Origin of the sequence: Nitratidesulfovibrio sp. (assembly GCF_040373385.1) — a bacterium.
In the GTDB taxonomy this organism is placed as follows: Bacteria; Desulfobacterota; Desulfovibrionia; order Desulfovibrionales; family Desulfovibrionaceae; genus Cupidesulfovibrio.
In genome coordinates this window covers 40,409-56,203 of record NZ_JBDXXH010000002.1, presented here as the reverse complement: position 1 = coordinate 56,203, position 15,795 = coordinate 40,409, and the positions used below count along the sequence as shown (strand labels likewise).

Sequence of the window (15,795 nt, the reverse complement as noted above, 5' to 3'; positions counted from 1 at the left end):
ACCATGTCCTACGCCACCGAACTCTTCACCCAGCTGATCACGCAGACCGGCCTTGGCCTGCTTGGCCTGCTGGTGTTCCCAGGCGGGTTGTTCGCCCTTGCGGTGGGCCTGTTCCTGAAGGGGCTTGACCGGCGCATCGAGGCGCGCTTGCAGCGCCGCGTTGGCCCGCCCCTGATCCAGCCCTATCTGGACATCGCCAAGCTGTTCACCAAGGAAACGATCATGCCCGCCTCCGCCAACCGGGCCGCCTTCCTGCTGGCCCCGCTGCTGGGCCTGACCGGCATGGCGGTGTGCGCCGCGCTGCTGCCCGTGCCGGGCGTCAGCGGCGGCCTGCCCGCCATGGGCGACCTGCTGGTGATCTTCTACCTGCTGCCGCTGCCCGCCATCGCGCTGATGGTTGGCGGTTCCGCCTCCAGCTCGCCGTTCGGGGCCATGGGCTTCTCGCGCGAGATGACGCTGATGTTCGCCTACGAAATGCCGCTGCTGGCCGTCATGCTGGCGGTGGCCATGAAGGTGGGCATGGCCACGGGCAGCGGGGCCGAGTTCTCGCTGGCCAGCATCGTGGACTACCAGCTGGCCAACGGCCAATTGGCCTTCGACCCGGTGATGATTCCGGCCCTGCTGGCCTACCTGCTGTTCCTGCCCGGCACCATGGGCACCGTGCCTTTCGACGTGCCCGAGGCCGAAACGGAAATCATCGAAGGACCCCTGCTGGAATACTCCGGCCCGGCGCTGGCGTTCTTCCACATCGCCTCGGCGCTGAAGACCGTGGTGGTGCTGGGCCTTGGCGTGGCGCTGTTCCTGCCGGGCACGGTTCCCGGCGGCGTCCTGGCGAACATTCCGTGGTTCGTGCTGAAGTGCGCGGCGCTGATGGTCGTTTCGCTGACGCTGGTCAAGTCGGCCACTGGGCGCTTCCGCGTGGACCAGGCCTTCACCTTCTACCTCAAGTACCCCTCGGTGCTGGCTCTGGCGAGTCTGGTGCTGGCATGGCGCGGTATGTAGACGGAGAGGAAACTATATGAACTTCCTGAAAAAGCTCTCCGTGCGGTCGCCGTGGCTGTACCGGATCAATGCGGGCTCGTGCAACGGCTGCGACGTGGAACTGGCCACCACCGCCTGCATCCCCCGCTATGACGTGGAACGCCTGGGCTGCAAGTACTGCGGCAGCCCCCGCCACGCGGACATCGTGCTGATCACCGGGCCGCTGACGGCCCGCGTGAAGGACAAGGTGCTGCGCGTGTGGGACGAAATTCCCGAACCCAAGGTCACCGTGGCCGTGGGCATCTGTCCGGTAAGCGGCGGCGTGTTCCGCGACGGGTACTCCATCGAGGGGCCCATCGACCGCTACATCCCCGTGGACGTCAACGTGCCCGGCTGCCCGCCGCGCCCGCAGGCCATCATCGAAGGCGTGATCAAGGCCCGCGACGTGTGGATGGCCCGCCTCGGATTGCAGGAGTAAGCCATGTTGGGATTCCTGAAGATACTCGCCCGCAACGTGGCCCAGGGGCCGTCCACCGACCCCTTCCCCTTTGCCGAGACGCATACCCCCAGCCGCTTTCGCGGCAAGGTGACCATGGACCCCGCCAAGTGCGTGGGCTGTGCCATCTGCCGCCACGTGTGCGCTGGCGGGGCCATCCGCATCGAGCCGCGCGAGGACCGCAGCGGCTACGACTTCACGGTGTGGCACAACACCTGCGCCCTGTGCGGGCTGTGCCGCCACTACTGCCCCACCGGGGCCATCACCATGACCAACGACTGGCACAACGCGCACCTGCAGGAACGCAAGTACGACTGGGCGGAGCACCATTTCGTGCCCTATCTGCGCTGCACCGGCTGCGATGCGCACATCCGCATGCTGCCGCCGGACCTTGCCACCCGCGTGTACGCCAACCACGCCCAGGACCTGGACTTCCCTGCGCTGCTGCGCATGTGCCCCAAGTGCCGCCAGGTTGCCGCCGCCACCCGCGCCGCCTCGCTGACCGCGCACGCGGATGCCGATGGCGCCGCCCCTGCGGACACGGGCAACGGCAACGGGTCCCGCCCGTCGGCCAAGGCCGCCCGGAATGACCAGAACGACCAGACCGCCGAAACTCCCCCCGCCCCCACTGACGGAGGACGCACCGATGCTGACACGCCCCGCGCAACTGCAAGCTAAGGCACTGCTGGACCAGCGGCTGCCCGACGCGGCAGGCGCAGACATATCCTGGACCGAGGACGCCCACGGCAACATCTACGGCTGGATCATGCTGGACAACGCCCCGCGCCTTGCGGAGCTGGCCCCGGCCATGGCCCGCTGCCGCCTGCGCCTGTGCACCATGACCGCCTACGACCCGGAGCGCGATCCGGCCAACCCGCAGCGCGCCATCGCCTACCACTTCGACCTGGACGGCCTGACCCTTACGGTCACCGTGCCGCTGGTCATGCCACCCGCAGATGACGCTGATGAAAACGGCGACGTGACCGGCAAGCCCGAGGTGCCGTCCATCACCCCGTGGTTCCGCAATGCCGACTGGAACGAGCGCGAATTCATGGAGATGTACGACATCGCGGTTACCGGCCACCCCAACCCCCGGCGGCTGTTCCTGGACGAACGGCTGGACGCGGGCATCATGGGCCAGATGATTCCCCTTTCCACCATGATGAACGGTGCCTCCACCCAGGATCTGTGGGAGCGCATCATGTCGGCGAAGCTGCCCGAGGGCACCACCGTCGCCACAGTCACCGACGAGGAGACCCAGGCATGAGCACCCTCACCCATACCCCGCACGACCAGCACCACGGTGGCGACCACGTGAACACCGACCCGCGCGCGGGCTTCACCCTGCCCATCGGCCCGCTGCACGTTGCGCTGGAAGAACCCATGTACTTCCGCGTGCACGTGGAAGGCGAAACCGTGAAGCAGGTGGACATCACCGCCGGGCACGTGCACCGGGGCATGGAGGCGCTGGCCCTGCGGCGCAACCTGTTCCAGAACATCGTGCTCACCGAGCGGGTGTGCTCGCTGTGTTCCAACAGCCACCCCTTCACCTACTGCATGGCGGTGGAAAACCTGGCGGGCATCGTGGTGCCCGAACGGGCCCGCTACCTGCGCTCCATGGCCGAGGAAATCAAGCGCATCGCCTCGCACCTCTTCAACGTGGCCATCCTGGCGCATATCATCGGCTTCAAGTCGTTGTTCATGCACGTGATGGAAGTGCGCGAGATCATGCAGGACATCAAGGAAACGGTGTACGGCAACCGCATGGACCTCGCCGCCAACTGCATCGGCGGCGTGAAGTACAACGTGGATGCCGACCTGCTCACCTTCCTGACCCGCAACCTGGACCGCGTGCAGAAGCACGTTGAAGAGATCTACAACATCTACCGCAACGATTCCATGGTGCGCGGGCGTACCGTGGGTGTGGGCGTGCTGTCGCCCGAAAACGCGCTGGAATACGCCGTTGTCGGCCCCGTGGCGCGCGGCAGCGGCCTGGCCGTGGACATCCGCAAGGATGTGCCCCACGCCGCCTACCCCCGCCTGGCCTTCGACGTGATCACCGAACCCGGTTGCGACGTGCATTCGCGCGCCCTGGTGCGCCTGCGCGAAGCTCTGGAATCCATCAGCCTGGTGCGCCAGTGCGCCCGCGACCTGCCCGGCGGCGATACGGTGGCCCGGCTGCCGGAAATTCCGGCGGGCGAGGCCGTGGCCCGCAGCGAGGCCCCGCGCGGCGAGCTGATCTACTTCCTGCGCACCGACGGCACCGACGTGCCCAACCGCCTGAAGTGGCGCGTGCCCTCGTACATGAACTGGGACGCGCTGGGCGTGATGATGCACGACTGCAAGGTTTCGGACGTGCCGCTCATCGTCAACTCCATCGACCCGTGCATTTCGTGCACCGAACGTTAACAGCGCGAAACAATACGGAATAGCGGAGGCAGGCGGTCATGCACGAATCGTCCATTGTCGAAGGTATCCTGCGCATCGTCTCTGACGAGGCGGCGCGACACGGCGCACCCCGCATCAGCCGGGTGAACCTGGCCGTGGGCCTTCTGGCGTGCGTCGAATCGCGCACCCTGACCGCCTGTTTCGAACTGCTGGCCGAAGGGACGCCCGCCGAGGGCGCGCCGCTGGACGTGCAACTGCTGCCCCTGCGCGGCGTCTGCCCGGCCTGCGGCGACGTGGAAACCCGGAAACGGAAATTCTCCTGCCCTTCGTGCGGCGACGACGCCGTGCACTGGATTGGCGGCAGGGAACTGTACATCGCAAGCATAGAAGTGCCCGGCCCGGATGCCACCGACCTTCCGGCAGCGGCGCAAACCACGGAAGGATAGCACCATGACCAATTCGCTCATGCGGTACGTCGTCTACGCGGAAGCAGACAAGTGCAAGGCATGCAAGAAGTGCGAACTTGCCTGCATTGCCTCGCACAACAACATGACCATCAAGGAGGCTGTGAAGAAGCGCAACCTCTTCCAGCCCCGCGTGCACGTCATCAAGACCGACAGCGTCAAGATGCCCGTGCAGTGCCGCCAGTGCGCCGACGCGCCCTGCGCCCGCGTGTGCCCCACCGACGCGCTGGTCCAGGAGGACGGCGTGGTGGTGATGCGCCAGCAGTACTGCGCCGCCTGCCAGTTGTGCGTCATGGCCTGCCCGTACGGCGCCATCGAGCTGTCCTTCATCGGCCTGCCCGAGGAAGGCACCGCAGATGCCGCCCACCCCGTGCAGCACCGCCGCGAAGTGGCCGTGCGCTGCGACGTTTGCGCCGACTGGCGTGCCAAGGAAGGCAAGGACCAGGGCGCCTGCGTGGAAGCCTGCCCGGTCAAGGCCCTGCACATGGTCACCGTGGACGAATACCGCGCCATGCAGCGCTAGGCGCCGCTTGCGGCGAGCCTTTCCGTCAGCCCGCGCCCAAAGTGGCGCACGGGCCTGGCGGTCGCCACCCGGATAATACGCCCATGACGGGGCGGGGAATTCCCCGCCCCGTTTTTTTGCGCCGCGCGGCCATCCTTCGAGGCCAGGCGACCGTCACGAACACGCCGTCACAAACGCGGTCCACACAGGCGAAATCGCCATTGTTCAAACACTCAACATGCTGACACAAAAGGACTTCTCGAAACATTCACCCTTGTCACCATTCCGTAACAAAACCGCGTTATTTCGTGACGAATTCATGACAATGCCGGTTGCCCGGACGCCGGGGGAAGCGTAGAATCCCCGCGGTCCCGACCGGCCTTTTTTGCGCACGGGGCAGTACCGTACGGCACCAGCCGGGGTTGCAGCATTTCCGTAACCGCCTGCCCCATGACGGACCATCTTCACGATGGCCCCAAACAGCACGCCAGGACCAAACGAACCCAGGGGCCGACCGGGCCCACGAGCACAACGACAACACCGGAGCCACCGCATGGCCTTGAACCTGTTTCCCAAGTCCGTCCGCTTCTTCGAACTGCTGGGCCGCCAGAATGCCATGCTGGTGGAAGCGGCCGACTTGCTCACCTGCATCCTCGAGGACTTCGGAAAGGTTGACGACGCCTGCAAGCGCGTCAACATGGTCGAGGTGGAGGCCGACGAACTGTGCCGCGAAATCTCGCGCCAGCTCTCGGTCACCTTCATCACCCCCATCGACCGCGAGGACATCTACCGCCTGAACCTGGCGCAGGAAGACTCCATCAATCTCATCAAGGGCATCGCCACGCGGGCGCGGCTGTACGGGTTCACCTACATCCGCTTTCCGGCCCGCAAGATGGTCCGCAACCTGCGCGAGATGGCCGCCGTCACCGGCGAAATGATCTGTTGCCTGAAGGACAAGACCGACGTGGCCGCGCAGGTCAAGCAGTTGAAGGCCATCAAGACCGAATGCGAAATGCTGCTGGGCACCGGCCTTGCCGAGTTGCACGACACCGAGAATCTCGACATGCGCGCCGTGGTGGACATCATGAAGTGGACCCAGGTGTACGACCGCATCGAGCTGGCCGTGGAACGCCTGGACGATCTCGCGGACGCCATCGAGGAAGTGGTGCTGAAGAATGCTTGAGATACCGGTGCTGCTCGTCGTCATCGTCCTCGTCGCGCTGATCTTCGACTTCACCAACGGGGCGCACGACTGCGCCAACGCCATCGCCACCGTGGTCTCCACCAAGGTGCTTTCCCCGCGCACCGCCGTGGCCATGGCCGCCGTGCTGAACCTTTTCGGGGCCATGCTGGGCGAAGAGGTGGCGCATACCCTTGGCCAGGGCATCGTGAACACCGACATGGTCATGGGCAGCCAGGCCCTGGTGCTGGCGGCGCTCATCGGGGCCATCGCCTGGAACCTGATCACCTGGTACTACGGCCTGCCGTCCTCGTCGTCGCATGCGCTCATCGGGGGGCTGATGGGGGCTGCCATCACCCACGCGGGGTTCAGCACCCTGAACGCCATGTCCATCGTCAAGAAGATCCTGCTGCCGCTGGTGCTCTCGCCCATGGCGGGCTTTATCGTCAGCTACGCGTGCATGACGCTGCTGATGCTGCTGTTCTGGCGCACCAACCGGCGCACGGTGACGCGGTCGTTCGAAAAGTTGCAGATCGTTTCCTCCGCGTTCATGGCCACCAGCCACGGCCTCAACGACGCGCAGAAGACCATGGGCGTCATCACCCTGGCCCTGTTCCTGTTTCACCAGATCGACACCATCCACGTGCCGCTGTGGGTCAAACTGTCGTGTGCGCTGGCCATGGCCATGGGCACCGCCCTTGGCGGCTGGAAGATCGTGAAGACCATGGGGCACCGCATCTTCAAGCTGGAGCCGGTGCACGGCTTCGCGGCGGAAACGTCCGCCGCCATGGTCATCACCGGGGCTTCGCTGATGGGCGCGCCCATTTCCACCACCCACACCATCACCGCCTGCGTGTTCGGCGTGGGGTCCACCAAGCGCCTGTCCGCCGTGCGCTGGGGCATTGCCGGCAACCTGGTGGTGGCGTGGATACTCACCATTCCCGCCGCCGCCACCATGGCCTCCATCAGCTTCCTGATACTGGAATTGCTGGGCATCGCCGACTAGGGCTGCCCTTGGCCGAACCTTCCTTTTTCAACGCAAGAGGGGGGTGCATGCCGTGGCATGCACCCCCCTCTTGCGTTGGGGCGCGGTGCGCGTCGCAGCCGGTCACTCCCCGCGCCCGCTTTCCGAGCCGTACCCCAATTCACGAAGGTAGATGCAGAACATGTCGGCCATGCCGTCGGCAAAGGCCGCCACCTCTTCCGGTGTGCGGGGTGTTTCCGAAAAACGCTTGCCAGCGGCGGCGAGCGTTGCAGTGACCAGTTCTCCGGCCAGTGTCCGGGTGGCGTCGGTGGCCGTGGGCAGGACCTCGCGCATGAAGGACTGAATGGTCACGCTGGCCGATGCTTTCGCCGTCCGTGCCTCCGGCTCGTTGCGATACAGGGGGGCTGCATCGCTGAGCGCGAGGCGCATGGCCGCCTCGTCGCATTCGGAACGGATGAAGGCATGGACGAGCGCTCGCAACCGCTCCAGTGGTGGTGTGCCCACTTCCTCCAGGATGCCGCGCAGAACGTCCGCGGTCTGCCGCCACTCGTCGCGTTGCAGGCGGAACAGGATGGCCGCCTTGTTGGGAAAATACTGGTACAGCGACCCCACGCTCACCCCGGCCCGCTCGGCCACGCGGGCGGTGGTGAAGCGGTGCGCCCCTTCCTGGGCCAAAACCTGAGCTGCTGCGGTCAGAATGGCGCCGACAAGTTCCGACGACCTGACCTGCTTCGGCTGTTTTCTCGGAGTGATCGTGCTTTTCTGACGTTCCGGCATGGGACCTTCCGCAATGCGAATTGTGAATGCGACCAATCATTCGTATTTTACTCCGGTGCCCAAAGACATGCAACCTGCAACCGGAGCCCCCATGACCACATCGCCCCAATCGCCCCCCTGCCCCATCCGGACAACCCTGGCCGCCCCACCCCTTGCCCCGCTGCTGGAGCGCCTGTTCCGCGAGGACGACGAATCGTCGCTCCAGGCAAACCCGGCCATGGCTGCCCTTTCCGACGAGGAGTGCGAGCGCCGTCTGCGCAGCAGAACCGGCTACCTCGACTTCTACGGACAGCTCAAGGACATGCCGCTGGCCGTCACGCGCGAGACGGGCGCCCTGCTCTACATGCTGGCGCGCGGCTGCCGGGCGCGGTCCATCGTGGAATTCGGCACCTCGTTCGGCATCTCCACCCTGCACCTTGCAGCGGCGCTGCGCGACAACGGTGGCGGCCGCCTGATCACCAGCGAGTTCGAACCGTCCAAGGTGGCGCGGGCCAGGGACAACCTGTCCTGCGGCGGCCTCGCGGACCTGGTGGATATCCGCCAGGGGGATGCGCTGCACACCCTTGCTTGCGGACTTCCCGATTCCGTGGACATGCTGTTGCTGGACGGAGCCAAGGCCCTCTACCCCGAAATCCTGGAACTGGTCGAACCGCATCTGCGGCCCGGCGCGATCATCATCGCCGACAACGCCGGGTACAGCCCGGACTATCTGGCGCGGGTGCGTTCGCCCGCACACGGGTACATGTCCATTCCGTTCACTGGAGATGTCGAGCTGTCCGTGCGGGCTGGATGATACTGCTTGATACGGGCGGGAACACAGCCGCGACGGCCTTCGCCATCACCACGCGGAACGGCCCGCGAGCACATGCTTGCGGGCCGTTCGGTACTCGTCGGGGGGGGGTGACCGGGTAATGGGCTAACTGCCCCCTTCCATCTCTTCCTGGCAGGCCTTGCACAGCCCCACCCCCGGCACGGCGGCCAGCCGGGCGGGGGGAATGGGTTCGCCGCACTCGCGGCAGCAGGCAACGCCGTCGATCCATTCGGGCCCCTCGCGCCCCTGCGCGGAGGCATTCCGCGCACGGGACAAGGCGGCTTCGCGTTCCAGCCGCTCCAGTTCCTGGGCCTGATCGAAAATATCCATGAGACCTCCTGGTTGTCCCGATCCGCTCCCTGTCAGTGCCAGGTCCGCCCCCCATGGGCGCGGGTGGTGCCCGCGCGCATCCGGCCTGCCTCCATCAGCCGTCAAGGGTCCGCAATCCCCTGCCGGCTCAGCCGATTTCGTTGATTCCGTTGCTCCCGCCCGCTGGCCCGGCGCATCCGGCTCCTGCTACCCGTCCAGTCCTCGCGGCGGTATGCCCGCCACCCTCAGCGCGTCCACCCTCACCTTGGCCACCGCCTTGACCATGGCGGGCGGGGCACCCTGCACGGCGATGCCGGGCATGTGCGCGTCTTCCGGAAACAGCGCCGCGAAGGTGCCGGGTTGCAGCAGCACGCGGGTACAGGGGTGCCCCGTCACGGAAAAGAACCGCACGTCCCTGTCATCGACATATGGTCCCTGGGCACCCAGACCGGGCAGTGGCGTCCAGTCCAACCATTCCATACCCGAAAGAACGTACTGGATGTCAATATGCCTGCGGTGGGCCTCCAGCCGCCCGCTACCCTCTGGCCTGGTGTCGTAGCGCCCCACCTCCACGTACACGCTGCCTTCCGGTGCATCGGCGCAGGGCACGGGGTGGCGGCCGGTGGCCGCATCGGGGGCAAGGTTCGCCAGAAAGGCGAAGGCCGCCCGCCATGCCGGGCCAAGGTCGTAGCGCATCCACGTGTCCAGCGTGCCGATGATCATCGTTTCCTCCAGGTTCGTGGCAGGTTCCACCTTGTCGGCCGCGGACAATATAGTGTCGCCGTGCGGCGCGCAACAGGTCGCCGTCGGGTCGCAGTACCGGGGGATGCAGCGGTACCGCAACCGGCTCGGAGCGTGCGAAAATGCGCACAATGATGCACTGCCGCCATACCGCAACACAACCGTCACCATCGCGGAGTGTGGTGTCGCCATCAGGTCTTGCATCATGCGGTGCAACCCGCGCCTTGCCAATCATCACGAATGTGGGCATGAAAACCGCGCGGCACGCGGATGCAGCTGGGGAGCCATCCGCAGGTCGCAGCGGGCACACACTCACGCAATCCCGCGCCACGCGACGGAAGGGTTCACGGCGGGCAAACCGTAAACAGCCAGTCGCCTTGGGGGGCAACATGTCTTTGACCATCCGCAGCAAGCTGATCATCGCCTTTCTCCTGTCCATCGTCGTCGCCATCGGCAGCGTTTCCGCCGTGGTGTCCATCGAAATCCGGCGTGCCTCGCTACGCGACTTCGAGGATTCGTCCGGCGCCCAGTTGGAACGGGTGAACGACTTCGTCACCACCTTCTTCGAAGCGGCCCAGCGCAACGTGGTCTACCTGGCCTCGCTGCCCCGCGTGGTGGACGCCAAGGGGCAGGTGGCCTCGTACGCCGACACCAAGCAGGACAACAAACTGCACCACGCCTCGCTGACGGCAGAGGAACAGGCGCTGGCCAAGGTGTTCACCCTGATGGGCAAGGCCAACAACTGGTACGATGAAATCTTCATCGGCTATCAGGACAGCGGCTTTCTCAGCCATATCGACGGTTCCGGCGTGCCCGCAGGCTACGACCCGCGCAAGCGCCCGTGGTACAAGGAAGCCATGGCCGACTCGGGCAACACGCTGATCAGCAAGGCCTACATGTCCACCACCGGCTACCCGGTGGCCAGCGTCATGAGCAAGGTGCGTACCGGCTCGGGCGACATCGTGGGGGTCATGGGCGTGGACATCAACCTTTCCACCCTGACCAAGGTCACCTCCAACCTGCGCATCGGCAAAACCGGCTACGTCATGCTGCTGGAGGACACCTCGGTCATCCTGTCCGACCCACGGCACGAAAAATTCGGCTTCAAGAAGGCCGAAGACACCGGCGTGCCTGCGCTTGCGCAGATCATGAAGATGCAGCGCGGCACCTTCGAGGCGGCCATGGACGGCACGGACAAGCTGGTCACCGTGTTCACCGGCTATCAGGGCTGGAAGCTGGTGGCCGTCATCGACAAGGCCGAAGTGTACGCCCAGTCGGGCAGCGTGGTGAACTATATTCTGATGGTGGGCGCGGGCATTGCCCTGGCCCTGATGGTGGTGGCCTGGCTGCTGGCCCGTTCCGTGGCCAACCCGGTGCAGATGCTGGTGGCCGCGTCCGGTCGCGTGGCGGCAGGCGAGTTCGACGCCCTGCCCGACGCGCGCCACTTCTCGGGCGAACTGCTGGACCTGCACGGCAGCCTGCGCGCCATGGTGGGCAACCTTGGCGAACTGCTGGCCACGGGCAAGGCCAAGACCGCCGAGGCAGAAGAGCAGACCCGCAAGGCCGAAACCGCCCTGCGCGAGGCCGAACAGGCCCGCCTGCGCGGTGAACAGGCCCGCAAGGAAGGCATCCGCCATACGGCGGAACGGCTGGAAGGCATCGTGGGCAACGTCCGCAACGCCTCGCACGAACTGGCCGGGCAGGTGGACGAAGCCCGGTCAGGTGCCGAAGTGCAGCGCGCCCGCACGGCGGAAGCCGCCACCGCCATGGAACAGATGAACGCATCCGTGCTCGAGGTCGCCGCCAATGCCTCGCGCGCGGCGGAAAGCGCCGAAAACGCCAGGGCCCAGGCCGAGGCGGGCGGTGCCATCGTGCGCGACGTGGTGGACAGCATCCGCAAGGTGGACGAGTTCACCCGCGAGATGAGCGGCGGCCTGGGCGACCTGGGCAAGCGGGCCGAGGGCATCGGCAACATCATGACCGTGATCACCGACATCGCCGACCAGACCAACCTGCTGGCGCTGAACGCGGCCATCGAGGCGGCCCGCGCCGGTGACGCCGGGCGCGGCTTTGCCGTGGTGGCCGACGAGGTGCGCAAACTGGCCGAAAAGACCATGACCGCCACCAAGGAAGTGGGCGACGCCATCACCGCCATCCAGCGCGGCACGCAGGAAAACATCACCGGCATGGGCCGCGCGGCGGAAGTGGTACAGCGCAGCACCGACCTTGCCTCCAGGGCGGGCGAGGCGCTGGCGCGCATCGTGTCCATCGTGGAATCCACCGCCGACCAGGTGCGCTCCATCGCCACGGCGTCGGAGCAGCAGTCCGCCGCGTCCGAGCAGATCAACCGGGGCACCGACGAGGTGAACCGCATCGCGTCCGAAATGGCCGAGGCCATGGCCCAGTCCACCCGTGAGGTGGGTGAGCTGGCCCGGCTGTCGTCGGAATTGCAGGACGTCATCCGCGAACTGAAGGAAGACAGCTAGACGGACGGTTGGGCGCCCTCCGGCTTTGAAAGACACTCCACGCCCCGGCATCCCCGCGATGTCGGGGCGTTTCGCATGCAGCCACGCGAAGAACCGTGCCTGTCCTGTAACGGACGTGGCCCCGCCGCAAACATTTCCCACCGAATCAGGAGGAAATCGTGACAAGCGGGGCCGAAGTGCTTACTCTCTGCCCCGTGGCGGGGCGCGCCCTTCCGGCAGTGCATCCACGGAGCACATGCCCACGGTGAGCGCACGCTCAGAAGGCTATCGCGCATCGCCATTGGCCGGACGCATGTGGGACGCGCCCGGCACCCCGCCCGTACCCGCGCTTGCCGTGGGTCCGGGCGTCTTCCGGCAACCGTCAGCACGCGAGGCGTCGCATGAAGTACCGCATCCACCCCATCGTCATGGGTTCCAAGGTCTTCGACAAGGGCATGATGACCTACCAGCACGACTACGGCACGCCCTACACCATCCCCATCTATACCTGGTACATAGAGGGCGGCGACAAGCGCATCCTGGTGGACACCGGGGAACTGAATCCCATCGTCTCGCCGGACCGCGAGGCGGCGCTGGGCGGCAAGATCTACACCTTCGAGGCGGGGTTGGCCAAATTCGGGCTCACCCCGGCGGACATCGACGTGGTCATCCACACCCACCTGCACAACGACCACTGTGAAAACGACTACAAGTGCGAAAACGCGGAAATCTGGGTGCACGAAAAGGAACTGGAGTCCATCCACAACCCGCATCCCCTGGATTTCCGCTATCTCGAAGACTACATCACCGACGTGGAAGACAACGGCCAGTTGCGCGTGATCACGGAAGAAGAGCGCGAAATCCTGCCCGGCATCCGCGTGATGCACACCCCGGTGCACACCGAGGGCGGCCTGACCGTGTTCGTGGACACGGAACAGGGCACCGCCGCCATCACCGGGTTCTGCATCATCGACGAGAACATGAACCCGCCCGCCGCCATCCGGGGCATGGAGATGGAGGTCATTCCTCCCGGCACCTGCATCAACCCCAAACAGGGCTACGACATCATGCTCAAGGTGAAGGAGCAGGCGGACATCGTCATCCCGCTGCACGAACCGCGCTTTGCCCGCATGGAGACCATCGGCTGACCGACGCTGGCCCGCGCGGCACACTGAACGCGGCCATGCCGCCGGACGACGCCCGGCAACGCCACCACGCACCACCCGACACTGCCCGACAGGATACCGGACACGGCGCGCCGTTCCCGCGCCCGCTCCACCGCACCTGAATGCCGGAACATCCACAGGAGCCGCAGCATGACCATGAAGTTCATCGACGTCGCCTTCAACGGCGGCATGAAGATCGACGCCGTACTCCACCCCGCCTTCACCGCCGGACAGGACGCGCCGGACGCTCCCGCCCCCGCTTCCACCGTCATCCGCACCGACCAGCCGGTGAAGGACGGCGGCGAAGGCTCCGCCCCCACGCCGTTCGAGCTGTTCCTGGCCTCACTGGCCACCTGCGCGGGCGTGTACGCCCAGCGCTTCTGCGAGGCCCGCAAGATTTCCACGGAAGGGCTGGGCATTCGCGTGGGGTGCGAATTCGCGTCCAAGGGCTTTCAGGTTACCCGCATGACCTTCGTGGTAACGCCGCCGCAAGGCTTTCCCGGCGAGTACCGCGATGCGCTGGTACGCGCCGTGGAACTGTGCACCGTGAAGAAGCACATCATGACGCCGCCTGCGTTCGAGGTGGTCCTGGCATAGCCCGTTGACCGACCGAGGCGGCGGCACCCGCCGCGCGCGTGTCCGTCAGTCTCCGTCCCTTTCCGCCAATCCCCCCAGCGCCGTGGCCTGCCACGGCGCTGTCGCATTCCTGGGGCACACTGGCCCCGCCGGGCAGCATTGCCCCCTTTGCCATTCCCACGCGGGCGGTCCTGTGGCAGATTCGTCATCTCCGACATATCCATCATGTCCATAAGGGGGAGCAGTTCCGCCCGCGTATCGCCCCCGACAAAAACCGCCAACCAGAATCGCCGTCACCGGAGCCGCCATGTCCAACCGTTCCATCAATCTCGCCCTGCACGTCATGAAGGATCCGGCCGCCATGGCCGAAAAGACCGCCCAACTGCTGCTGGAACGCTGCGAGCGGGCCGTGGCCGCGCGCGGCGTGTTCACCCTGGCCCTGTCCGGCGGCAGCACGCCCGTCCCGCTGTTCCGCCTGCTGGCCACCACGGCCTGGCTGGAGCGCCTGCCGTGGGAAAAGATCGCCGTGTACTGGGTGGACGAGCGCTGCGTGGAGCCGGACCATCCGCAGAGCAACTACGGCGTGGCCCGGCGCGAACTGCTGTCGCTGGCCCCGGCCACCCGCTTCTACCGCATGAAGGGCGAGATGGACCCCATGGAGGGTGCCGCCGCCTACGAATCGCTGCTGCGCGAACATTTCGACCTGGAGAACGGCGGCTGGCCGCGCTTCGACATGGTGCTGCTGGGCATGGGCGAGGACGGACACACCGCATCGCTGTTCCCCGACGGGACCGGTCTTGCCGAGCACACCCGCCTGGTCATCGACCAGTACGTGCCCGCCACCAAGAGCGACCGGCTTACCCTGACCCTGCCGGTACTGAACAACGCCCGCTGTTGCGTGTTCCTTGTTTCCGGCAGGGAAAAGCACCCCGTGCTGGCACGGGCGCTGGACCTGCTGGCCGAACCCACCCTGCCCGCGCAGTTCGTGAAGCCCGCCAACGGGGATCTGGTGTGGATTGTCGACGAGGGTGCCGCCAAGGGCTAGCTATTGGCGCTTTGGGGTCAGCCTTCCGCAGACGGCAGCTCGTCCACCAGCGCCTCTCCGGCGGCCATGTCGATGACGGCGGCCATGAACGCGGCGGCGTGCTCCACGGGCAGGCCGATGATGCATTCCACGTCGGCCCCGTGCACTTCGGACAGGATGGCCGCCTCGTACGCGGGCAGCAGCCGCCGCAGCGCTCCGGCCCTGCCGTGGGCCAGCACCACGGACACCCGCGCAGGCACGATGCGCTGGCGCAGGGGCAGGCCGTCCAGCCCCAGCCGGGCCATGGCGGCATAGGCCCGCACCAGCCCGCCGGTGCCCAGCTTGACCCCGCCGAAATATCGTGTCACCACCGCCGCCACCTCGCCCACGCCGCCGTGCAGCAGTTGTTGCAGCATGGGGCGCCCGGCGGTGCCGTGGGGTTCGCCGTCGTCGCTGCACCCGATGCGCGCGGTGTCGCCCGGCGGCCCGGCGGCAAAGGCCCAGCAGTTGTGGGTGGCATCGGCGAATTCGGCGCGCACCGCCTCGATGAAAGCCCGCGCCGTGGCCGCGTCCGGCGCGTGGGCCACGCTGACGATGAACCGGCTGCGCTTGATGGAATCTTCCCGCCGGTACACGCCCCCGGCAAACCCGGTAACCCCGGCCATGTGGACCAGTTCGGCCCCCTGCGCCAATGTCTCCGGCCCTGCCGTGCGCGCCCCGCTCGATTGGCCGGGCAGCAAGGGCACCGGATAGCGGGCGGGAGCGGGCTGCGCCGCAGCAGGTGCGGATTCGCCCGTTGCGGATTCTGCTCCCGGCGCGGTTCCGGATGGGGTACCAGATGGGGTAAGGGTACGCTGGTCGGTCATGGCCTCCGGCTGTAGCCGCCTGCCGGTGGCGGGTCAAGGTACCGGTCGGGATGCCGGGCGGCAC

At 66.5% G+C, this 15,795-nt stretch carries 18 protein-coding genes; 14 read left to right on the top strand and 4 right to left on the bottom strand.

What is annotated here, in order from left to right; all coding sequences use genetic code 11:
- Positions 1 to 3 precede the first annotated feature (3 nt).
- From ABWO17_RS03280 to ABWO17_RS03240, 9 genes are all read left to right on the top strand, one after another.
- Positions 4 to 1,002: a respiratory chain complex I subunit 1 family protein gene (locus ABWO17_RS03280; protein ID WP_353116055.1), complete on the top strand. Its 999-nt coding sequence runs from the start codon at positions 4 to 6 to the stop codon at positions 1,000 to 1,002.
- Positions 1,003 to 1,018: 16 nt separating this feature from the next.
- Positions 1,019 to 1,459: an NADH-quinone oxidoreductase subunit B family protein gene (locus tag ABWO17_RS03275; protein WP_007527825.1), complete on the top strand. Its 441-nt coding sequence runs from the start codon at positions 1,019 to 1,021 to the stop codon at positions 1,457 to 1,459.
- A gap of 3 nt (positions 1,460 to 1,462) precedes the next feature.
- On the top strand, positions 1,463 to 2,155 hold the full coding sequence (locus ABWO17_RS03270) for a 4Fe-4S dicluster domain-containing protein (RefSeq protein WP_353116052.1): 693 nt from the start codon (positions 1,463 to 1,465) through the stop codon (positions 2,153 to 2,155).
- Entirely contained in the window at positions 2,124 to 2,744 is a 621-nt protein-coding gene (locus ABWO17_RS03265) for an NADH-quinone oxidoreductase subunit C (RefSeq protein WP_353116050.1), read from the top strand. Before ABWO17_RS03270 ends, ABWO17_RS03265 begins: the two co-directional genes overlap by 32 nt.
- On the top strand, positions 2,741 to 3,886 hold the full coding sequence (locus tag ABWO17_RS03260) for a hydrogenase large subunit (protein WP_502914866.1): 1,146 nt from the start codon (positions 2,741 to 2,743) through the stop codon (positions 3,884 to 3,886). The genes ABWO17_RS03265 and ABWO17_RS03260 overlap by 4 nt, the downstream gene beginning before the upstream one ends.
- A 38-nt stretch (positions 3,887 to 3,924) precedes the next feature.
- Positions 3,925 to 4,311 carry a hydrogenase maturation nickel metallochaperone HypA/HybF gene (locus ABWO17_RS03255; RefSeq protein ID WP_353116048.1) on the top strand — a complete coding sequence of 129 codons (387 nt, stop codon included), beginning with the start codon at positions 3,925 to 3,927 and terminating at the stop codon, positions 4,309 to 4,311.
- Positions 4,312 to 4,315: 4 nt separating this feature from the next.
- Positions 4,316 to 4,852 carry a 4Fe-4S dicluster domain-containing protein gene (locus ABWO17_RS03250; protein ID WP_353116046.1) on the top strand — a complete coding sequence of 179 codons (537 nt, stop codon included), beginning with the start codon at positions 4,316 to 4,318 and terminating at the stop codon, positions 4,850 to 4,852.
- Between the two features lie 532 nt (positions 4,853 to 5,384).
- On the top strand, positions 5,385 to 6,014 hold the full coding sequence (locus ABWO17_RS03245; RefSeq protein ID WP_353116044.1) for a DUF47 domain-containing protein: 630 nt from the start codon (positions 5,385 to 5,387) through the stop codon (positions 6,012 to 6,014).
- Positions 6,007 to 7,017, top strand: coding sequence for an inorganic phosphate transporter (locus ABWO17_RS03240; protein WP_353116042.1), 1,011 nt, complete (start codon positions 6,007 to 6,009; stop codon positions 7,015 to 7,017). Before ABWO17_RS03245 ends, ABWO17_RS03240 begins: the two co-directional genes overlap by 8 nt.
- Positions 7,018 to 7,119: 102 nt before the next feature.
- Here ABWO17_RS03240 and ABWO17_RS03235 read toward each other — a convergent pair whose 3' ends face one another.
- A complete protein-coding gene (locus ABWO17_RS03235) occupies positions 7,120 to 7,773 on the bottom strand; it encodes a TetR/AcrR family transcriptional regulator (protein WP_353116040.1) in 654 nt (217 codons plus the stop codon).
- A gap of 91 nt (positions 7,774 to 7,864) precedes the next feature.
- Here ABWO17_RS03235 and ABWO17_RS03230 point away from each other — a divergent pair, with 91 nt between their 5' ends.
- Positions 7,865 to 8,566, top strand: coding sequence for an O-methyltransferase (locus tag ABWO17_RS03230; protein WP_353116038.1), 702 nt, complete (start codon positions 7,865 to 7,867; stop codon positions 8,564 to 8,566).
- Positions 8,567 to 8,689: 123 nt separating this feature from the next.
- On the opposite strand, the gene ABWO17_RS03225 is transcribed toward ABWO17_RS03230, so the two are convergent.
- Positions 8,690 to 8,914, bottom strand: a complete 225-nt coding sequence (locus tag ABWO17_RS03225; protein ID WP_015946797.1) for a TraR/DksA family transcriptional regulator — start codon at positions 8,912 to 8,914, stop codon at positions 8,690 to 8,692.
- A gap of 186 nt (positions 8,915 to 9,100) precedes the next feature.
- Complete coding sequence (locus ABWO17_RS03220) at positions 9,101 to 9,616, bottom strand: NanQ anomerase/TabA/YiaL family protein (protein ID WP_353116036.1); 516 nt, start codon at positions 9,614 to 9,616, stop codon at positions 9,101 to 9,103.
- Positions 9,617 to 10,023: 407 nt separating this feature from the next.
- Between ABWO17_RS03220 and ABWO17_RS03215 the strand changes: the two genes are divergently transcribed.
- The 4 genes from ABWO17_RS03215 (at position 10,024) to pgl (ending at position 14,886) form a co-directional block, all read left to right on the top strand.
- Positions 10,024 to 12,120, top strand: a complete 2,097-nt coding sequence (locus ABWO17_RS03215; RefSeq protein WP_353116034.1) for a methyl-accepting chemotaxis protein — start codon at positions 10,024 to 10,026, stop codon at positions 12,118 to 12,120.
- Positions 12,121 to 12,500: 380 nt separating this feature from the next.
- Positions 12,501 to 13,247, top strand: coding sequence for an N-acyl homoserine lactonase family protein (locus ABWO17_RS03210; protein WP_353116032.1), 747 nt, complete (start codon positions 12,501 to 12,503; stop codon positions 13,245 to 13,247).
- A 168-nt stretch (positions 13,248 to 13,415) separates the two neighbouring features.
- Positions 13,416 to 13,862 (top strand): OsmC family protein, encoded by a 447-nt coding sequence (locus ABWO17_RS03205; protein WP_353116030.1) that lies wholly within the window; start codon positions 13,416 to 13,418, stop codon positions 13,860 to 13,862.
- A gap of 286 nt (positions 13,863 to 14,148) precedes the next feature.
- Complete coding sequence (gene pgl, locus ABWO17_RS03200) at positions 14,149 to 14,886, top strand: 6-phosphogluconolactonase (protein WP_353116028.1); 738 nt, start codon at positions 14,149 to 14,151, stop codon at positions 14,884 to 14,886.
- 17 nt (positions 14,887 to 14,903) lie between these two features.
- On the opposite strand, the gene ABWO17_RS03195 is transcribed toward pgl, so the two are convergent.
- Complete coding sequence (locus ABWO17_RS03195) at positions 14,904 to 15,731, bottom strand: IMPACT family protein (protein ID WP_353116026.1); 828 nt, start codon at positions 15,729 to 15,731, stop codon at positions 14,904 to 14,906.
- Positions 15,732 to 15,795: the final 64 nt, after the last annotated feature.

Coding starts and splice junctions, on each gene's coding strand:
- ABWO17_RS03260 (WP_502914866.1), top strand. CDS start 2,741: ATGAGCACCCTCACCCATACCCCGCACGACCAGCACCACGGTGGCGAC.
- ABWO17_RS03225 (WP_015946797.1), bottom strand. CDS start 8,914: ATGGATATTTTCGATCAGGCCCAGGAACTGGAGCGGCTGGAACGCGAA.
- ABWO17_RS03215 (WP_353116034.1), top strand. CDS start 10,024: ATGTCTTTGACCATCCGCAGCAAGCTGATCATCGCCTTTCTCCTGTCC.
- ABWO17_RS03220 (WP_353116036.1), bottom strand. CDS start 9,616: ATGATCATCGGCACGCTGGACACGTGGATGCGCTACGACCTTGGCCCG.
- ABWO17_RS03195 (WP_353116026.1), bottom strand. CDS start 15,731: ATGACCGACCAGCGTACCCTTACCCCATCTGGTACCCCATCCGGAACC.
- ABWO17_RS03240 (WP_353116042.1), top strand. CDS start 6,007: ATGCTTGAGATACCGGTGCTGCTCGTCGTCATCGTCCTCGTCGCGCTG.
- ABWO17_RS03235 (WP_353116040.1), bottom strand. CDS start 7,773: ATGCCGGAACGTCAGAAAAGCACGATCACTCCGAGAAAACAGCCGAAG.
- ABWO17_RS03205 (WP_353116030.1), top strand. CDS start 13,416: ATGACCATGAAGTTCATCGACGTCGCCTTCAACGGCGGCATGAAGATC.
- ABWO17_RS03280 (WP_353116055.1), top strand. CDS start 4: ATGTCCTACGCCACCGAACTCTTCACCCAGCTGATCACGCAGACCGGC.
- ABWO17_RS03250 (WP_353116046.1), top strand. CDS start 4,316: ATGACCAATTCGCTCATGCGGTACGTCGTCTACGCGGAAGCAGACAAG.
- ABWO17_RS03265 (WP_353116050.1), top strand. CDS start 2,124: ATGCTGACACGCCCCGCGCAACTGCAAGCTAAGGCACTGCTGGACCAG.
- ABWO17_RS03255 (WP_353116048.1), top strand. CDS start 3,925: ATGCACGAATCGTCCATTGTCGAAGGTATCCTGCGCATCGTCTCTGAC.
- ABWO17_RS03245 (WP_353116044.1), top strand. CDS start 5,385: ATGGCCTTGAACCTGTTTCCCAAGTCCGTCCGCTTCTTCGAACTGCTG.
- ABWO17_RS03275 (WP_007527825.1), top strand. CDS start 1,019: ATGAACTTCCTGAAAAAGCTCTCCGTGCGGTCGCCGTGGCTGTACCGG.
- pgl (WP_353116028.1), top strand. CDS start 14,149: ATGTCCAACCGTTCCATCAATCTCGCCCTGCACGTCATGAAGGATCCG.
- ABWO17_RS03270 (WP_353116052.1), top strand. CDS start 1,463: ATGTTGGGATTCCTGAAGATACTCGCCCGCAACGTGGCCCAGGGGCCG.
- ABWO17_RS03230 (WP_353116038.1), top strand. CDS start 7,865: ATGACCACATCGCCCCAATCGCCCCCCTGCCCCATCCGGACAACCCTG.
- ABWO17_RS03210 (WP_353116032.1), top strand. CDS start 12,501: ATGAAGTACCGCATCCACCCCATCGTCATGGGTTCCAAGGTCTTCGAC.